Source organism: Corallococcus sp. AB045 (genome assembly GCF_003668895.1).
Classification (GTDB): Bacteria; Myxococcota; Myxococcia; order Myxococcales; family Myxococcaceae; genus Corallococcus; species Corallococcus coralloides.
The window spans coordinates 41,867-48,101 of sequence record NZ_RAWN01000063.1; the positions used below are offsets into that span (position 1 = coordinate 41,867).

Below are 6,235 nucleotides of genomic sequence, written 5' to 3' on the forward strand. Positions count from 1 at the left end.
GCCGTGGAGGGCACATGAAGCTCTGGGCAATGGCCGTGCTGCTGTGGCTGACGGCAGGCTGCGCGACGACGCGCGTGGTGAACCTCGACACGGGGCGGGGCAGGCCCATCGCCTATACGCCGGTGGAAACGAAGCCGGTGCGTATTGACGAGGATGCATTCAGGGACGCGGTCACGCAGCTCGTGCTTGAACTGAAGCTGGTTGTCGCGGTCCGGGATGACGGCCGGCGCTCCCTGCTCGCGTCGGCGGGAGGCATCGTCGATGGCGTTCGAGGCCGGCAGGCGCTCCGCCTGGGGAATGACTTCCCCCTGGAGCCGATGGCGCGGCGGACGATGGCGCTCTCCTTCGCGCTCGATACGGTTTGGGAAGGCGTGGCGGACGCGGTGGAGGACCTGATGGACCCCGCCGCGCTGCGGACCATGGTCACTGCGATGATTGGCACCGCGATGGTGATGCTGGTCGCACCCGAGCCCGTGTCCAAGTTTGTCGCGGTTGTTCTGACGGCTTCGCTCATCGCGTATCTGGGAACCGGACCCGTGTGGAACATCGGGCAGGCCTTCTTGCGGCTCATGGATGAGTCGCGGGATGCCAGGGACGAGGCTTCGCTGAAGGAGGCGGGACATCGCTTCGGACGCGTCCTGGGGGACAACGGGGCGCGGGTGCTGGTTATCGTCGCGATGACGGCGCTCGGTGGCAGGAACGCGGTGGCGGCGCAGGGGCCCCGGATGCCGGGCTTCCCGCAGGCGGCGCTGAGGGCGGAGGTGGAGGGTGGGTTCCAACTGTCGCGCGCACTGGCCGGTGAGGTGCGTTCCATCTCCGTGCCGTCAGCGGGAGTGCTCAACGTCACGTTGGCGCCCACCGCCGTGGCGGCCGTTGCCATGGGGCCCGGGGGCGGAGGGATTCAGGGTGACCCGGAGGGAGATGTTCATCACATCTGCACGGACAAGAACGAGGTGTCGGAGCACTCAGGCGGCCCCTGGACGCCCATCTTCGAAGACCTCTTCCAGACCGCTGGAATGAAGCTCTCCGACACCGCGAATCAGGTGCGTATCCAGGGACACCGGGGACCGCATCCCCGTGAGTACCACGCAGAGGTCCTGCGTCGGCTCCGGCGTGTAATGCTGGGATGCCAGGACGCCGGGCAGTGCCGTGCCGCATTGGTTGACGAACTGGCGACGATCGCGAAAGAGCTCGTGACTGCTGGGACCAAGCTGCGGAAGCTCATCACGAAGGACCCCCAGGGTTGAGCCACCATGCCGCGACACTTCTTCGAACTCGACATCGACATTGATGCACCGGGCCGCTGGTATCTGCGGGAGCCCACCGATGTGGATGGGAAACCGGTTCCGGACATCTGGGCGTTCGTGTCCGGGAAGACGGTCATGGACCCTGGGCCCCTGCGTGTGCCGCTATCCCGGCCGGGACAGTCGCTGGACTTCGATAAGACGACAGTGGCTGGAACGCCCATCGTCAGTGGGCGCATCGCTTCTGTATTCCGCGAGCTGGCATCAAACGACGTGCAGCTCTTTCCAGTGGAAGTCCAGGGCCAAACCGAGCCGTTCTACCTGCTCAATGTGATACGCGTGATTCGCTGCATCGACGATGCCACCTGCGAAGAGGCCCGGCTCTGGACACCCGACGATGGTCGTCCCGACAAGGTGGGGGAGTACCACGTCGTTTCCGGCTTGCGCATCGACACCTCGAAGGTGGGTAGCGCCACCGTCTTCCGTCCTTGGGGATATCTGCTGCCCATCATCCTGGATGGACAGCTCAAGTTCGCACTGGAACAGACCGGCATCGTGGGAGGACAGTTCGTCGAAGTGTAGAACCGGGTGGTCTTGTCGGATCCGTGAGGTGGAGGCGCAATGGAACGACGGTTCTTCGACCTGTTCATTGACGCGTACGTACCGGGGCGCTGGTACTTCAAGACACCGACCCATGCTGACGGTCGACCATTGGAGGATCCCTGGGTGTTCACAGATGGGGTGTTCATCCCCGACCCAGGCCCGCTGCATATTCCACTCTCCCGTCCTGGGAATCCCCTGGACTTCACCTCCGCTGGCGTAGGGGTCACGCCCGTTCTCAGTACTCGGGCCGCAGAAGTTTTTCGGACGCTGGCCCCCAACGACGTGCAGCTCTTTCCCGTGCAGGTCGAGGGGCAGGTCGAGCCCTATTTTCTTCTGGTCGCGGCGCGCACGGTCCGCTGCATTGATGAAGTGGCGACTGAAGAGGTCCAGTTCTGGAGACCTGAAGACGGTCAGCCCGAGAAGGTGGGGGAATATCGAGACATCGGCGGGTTGCGCATCGATAAGGGAAAGGTCGTTGACGAGCGCGTGTTCCGCCTCTGGGGATGGCGGCCCGCGCTCATCGTCGATGAAGTCCTCAAGGCCGCACTGGAACAGACAGGCATCGTGGGAGGAAAGTTCGTCGAGGTGTAGAACCCAGGCCCATGGAACTTCGTCCCGCCGTCCTCCTGGGCCTGCTGTGCCTCCTGCCAATCACAAGCACTGCCCGTCCTCGGTCCAGTGACCTGGGCATCCCCTTCGGCGGACAGCCCGGTGCGCTCAATGCCATCACCGACGTGAAGGGCGTTGAAGTAGGCCACGTCACGCTGAACACGGGTGCCTCCGTCCGGACCGGCGTCACCGCAGTGCTGCCCCGGGGCCGCGAGGCCGTGGCGCAGCCTGTCTTCGCGGCGACCTTTGACCTCAATGGCAGCGGTGAGATGACCGGCACCCATTGGGTGAAGGAGTCCGGCCTGCTCTCCGGTCCCGTGATGATCAGCGACACCCACGCCGTGGGCGCCGTGCACGAAGGCGTCATCGCCTGGGCTCAGAAGCGCGACCTCACCTGGGAGCTGGGCCTGCCCGTGGTCGCGGAGACCTGGGATGGCTTCCTCCACGACATCGATGGCTTCCACGTCCGGCCCCTGCACGCGATGCAGGCGCTCGACGCCGCGCGTCCGGGCCCCGTCGCGGAAGGCTCCGTGGGCGGCGGCACGGGCATGATCTGCCATGGCTTCAAGGGCGGCATCGGCACGGCCTCCCGCAAGCTCCCGGCGGAGCAGGGCGGCTACACCCTCGGCGTGCTCGTGCAGTGCAACTACGGCAGCCGCCGCCTCTTCTCCGTCGCGGGCGCTCCCGTGGGCGAGGAGATCCCCGACCTGCGCTCCTGCTACTTCGGAGACGCCCCTCCCAAAGGCCCCTACCGCGTCAACCTGCCGCCCTGCTCGCGGCGAGCCAGCGCCGGTCCGCCTCCTCCGGAAGGCATGGGCTCCATCATCATCGTGGTGGCCACCGACGCGCCGCTCCTGCCGCACCAGCTCGACCGCGTGGCCCGGCGCGTGCCTCTCGCGATTGGGAAGATGGGCGGCCTGGGAGAGAACTCCTCCGGCGACATCTTCCTCGCGTTCTCCACCCAGCCCGTGAGCTCCACGGAGGTCGCTCCGGTCTCCATGCTCGACAACGAGCGGATGAGCCCCCTCTTCGAAGCCACCGTGCAGGCCACCCAGGAGGCCATCCTGAACTCGATGCTCGCCTCCGACACGATGACCGGCTTCCAGAGCGTCCGCGTCCATGGCCTGCCACCCGAGCGGCTGGTGAAGGCCCTGCGGAAGTACGGACGCCTGCCGCCGGCCCCGAAGCCCACGAAGTGACAGCGGATCCGCCCGGCCTTTCCCGTGCTCCCTCCACTGCGCCATGCTGCGCCGCCTGACGCAAAACAAGGGGATGCGGAATGGAGACGGACGCCTACGGACCGCCGAAGGATGAGCAGGAACTGGCCGCCATCGCGGACATCACCGCGCAGGCGTTCGCCATGCCGCTCGCGGACTCCGAGACCGTGGTGCGCAAGAACTTCTCCGAGTCCTCGCTGCGCATCCTGCGCGTGAACGGTGACGTGGCCGCCACGCTCACCCTCATCCGCATGGGCCAGTTCCTGGGGGGCCGCTCGGTGCCCCTCATCGGCGTGGGCGGCGTGGGCGTCGCTCCCGCGCACCGGGGCGCCGGCGCCGCCACGCGCCTCTTCCATCACTTCCTGCGCGAGATGCGCGACGAAGGCGCACCCCTCTCCGTCCTCTACCCCGCGACCCAGCCGCTCTACCGGCGCGTGGGCTACGAGGTCTCCGGCGCGCGCTACGAAATCCACGTCGAAGCAGCCTCGCTGGAGCTGGGGGAACGCTCGCTGATCCTGCGTCCCATGCGCCCGTCCGACGACGCGGCGGTGGAGGCGTGCTACCGGCGCTTCGCCTCCCAGCACCACGGCTGGCTGGACCGAGGGGACTACATCTGGCGGCGCGTGCGCACGCCCCGCGGCGACACCGCCTATGGCTACGTCGTGGAGGGCGCGTCCGGCGTGGAGGGCTACGTGTACCTCGTGCGGAGCCTCTCGCCCCAGGGCGCCGTGCCCACGCAGGTCCTCAAGCTCACGGACTTCACCGCCACCACACCCGCCGCCGCGCGACGGCTCTTGCGCTTCCTGGGCGACCACCGCTCGCTGGCGCGGGACGTGATGTGGTTCGGCGGCGCGGACGAACCGCTCCTCGCGCTGCTGCGCGAACAGACCTACCAGGTGAAGCTCTCCATGCACTGGATGACTCGCCTCTTGGACGTCCCCCGGGCCCTGGAGGCGCGCGGCTTCGCTCCCGGCCTGTCCGGCGCGCTCCACCTGGACGTGGAGGACGACCTCCTCCCGGAGAACACGGGGCGTTTCGTGCTGGAGGTGGAGGGCGGCACCGCCCGCGTCCGGCCCGGCGGCGAGGGCCGCCTCAAGCTGCACGTGCGCACCCTGGCGCCGCTCTACACCGGCTTCCTCACGCCTCGCGCACTCCAGCTCGCCGGCATGCTGACCGGGGACGACGCGTCGCTCGACACCGCCAGTGCCCTGTTCTCGGGCCCCGCCCCCTCGCTGCGCGACATGTTCTGACGGACAGGCGCGGGCTACCCGGCCCGCGCAGGGAGTGGTAGGAGCGGCGTCCTCGGACGGAGGAGACTTCACACGTGCGCGCGTTCGTCACCGGTGGCTCGGGGTTCGTCGGGAAGCACCTGCTCGCGGCGCTCGCGAAGCGCGGGGAACCAGCGCGTGCGCTGGCCCGTTCTCCAGAGGCCGCGCAGGCCATCCAGGCCGCGGGCGGCGAACCATGGGAGGGCGACCTCTCCGACCCGGAGCGCCTGCGCCTGGGCATGGAGGGCTGCGACACCGTCTTCCACGCCGCCGCGCACGTGAAGATGTCCGGCCCCCGCGCGGCCTTCTACGAAACCAACGTGCGTGGCACGGAGGCCGTGCTGGAGGCGGCGCGCGCGGCAGGCGTGAAGCGCTTCGTGCACGTGAGCACGGAGGCCGTGCTCGTGGATGGCGGCCCCATGGTGAACCTCCACGAAACGCACCCGCTGCCCGAGCGCCCCGTGGGCCCGTACCCGTCCACCAAGGGCCAGGCTGAACGGCTCGTGCTCCAGGTCAACTCGCCGGAGTTCACCACCGTCGCCGTGCGGCCCCGCATGGTCTGGGGGCCGGGGGACACCACCGTGCTGCCCGCGCTGGTCGCCGCGGTGAAGTCCGGGCGCTTCCGCTGGATTGGCGGCGGGCACTACCTGACGTCCACCTGCCACGTGGCCAACGTCGTGGAGGGCATGCTGCTGGCCGCGGAGAAGGGGCACGGCGGTCAGGCGTACTTCCTCACCGACGGCGCGCCCGTGGAGTTCCGCGCCTTCGTCACCGCGCTCCTGAAGACGCAGGGCGTGGAGCCCGGCGACAAGACCCTGCCCACCGCGCTGGCCGCGACGGTGGCCGTGGTCAGCGACTTCGTCTGGGACATCCTGGGCCTCAAGAGCTCTCCGCCCCTGTCCCGCACGGAGCTGCTGCTCGCGGGCCAGGAGGTGACGGTGAGCGACGAGAAGGCCCGGCTGGAGCTGGGCTACACGGGCAGCGTGTCGCGCGACGAGGGGCTGCGCTCGCTGGCCACGAACGCGGGCTGAAGCGCGGGAAAAGTCCCCCCGGGTGGAGTAGCCTCCCGGGTCATGCGCAGGTTCGAATTCGTCGACGGCAACAGCTCCAAGTTCTGGATGCCCGAGGTCCAGGGCGCCACGTTCATCGTCACCTACGGTCGCATCGGCACCGCGGGGCAGCGCAAGGAGAAGGCCTTCCCGGACGAGGAGGCCGCCCTGCGCGAGTACAACAAGAAGGTCGCGGAGAAGGTCCGTGAGGGCTACGCCGAGGTGAGCACGGGCGATGCCCCGCC

At 68.5% G+C, this 6,235-nt stretch carries 7 protein-coding genes; all 7 read left to right on the forward strand.

The features are described 5' to 3' along the window. Positions 1-14 precede the first annotated feature (14 nt). Positions 15-1,247, forward strand: coding sequence for an AHH domain-containing protein (locus tag D7Y21_RS17355; RefSeq protein WP_121714490.1), 1,233 nt, complete (start codon positions 15-17; stop codon positions 1,245-1,247). 6 nt (positions 1,248-1,253) lie between these two features. Beyond that, positions 1,254-1,826 (forward strand): imm11 family protein, encoded by a 573-nt coding sequence (locus D7Y21_RS17360; protein WP_121714492.1) that lies wholly within the window; start codon positions 1,254-1,256, stop codon positions 1,824-1,826. Between the two features lie 39 nt (positions 1,827-1,865). Further along, the gene (locus D7Y21_RS17365; protein ID WP_121714494.1) at positions 1,866-2,438 is read left to right on the forward strand and encodes an imm11 family protein; all 573 of its coding nucleotides are present in this window, start codon (positions 1,866-1,868) and stop codon (positions 2,436-2,438) included. A gap of 11 nt (positions 2,439-2,449) precedes the next feature. Further along, on the forward strand, positions 2,450-3,655 hold the full coding sequence (locus tag D7Y21_RS17370) for a P1 family peptidase (RefSeq protein ID WP_121714496.1): 1,206 nt from the start codon (positions 2,450-2,452) through the stop codon (positions 3,653-3,655). Positions 3,656-3,735: 80 nt separating this feature from the next. Then, a complete protein-coding gene (eis, locus tag D7Y21_RS17375) occupies positions 3,736-4,923 on the forward strand; it encodes an enhanced intracellular survival protein Eis (RefSeq protein ID WP_121714498.1) in 1,188 nt (395 codons plus the stop codon). A gap of 74 nt (positions 4,924-4,997) precedes the next feature. Then, on the forward strand, positions 4,998-5,972 hold the full coding sequence (locus tag D7Y21_RS17380) for an NAD(P)-dependent oxidoreductase (RefSeq protein WP_120566244.1): 975 nt from the start codon (positions 4,998-5,000) through the stop codon (positions 5,970-5,972). 42 nt (positions 5,973-6,014) lie between these two features. Next, a partial coding sequence (locus tag D7Y21_RS17385) for a WGR domain-containing protein (protein WP_121714500.1) occupies positions 6,015-6,235 on the forward strand: 221 nt, incomplete at its 3' end.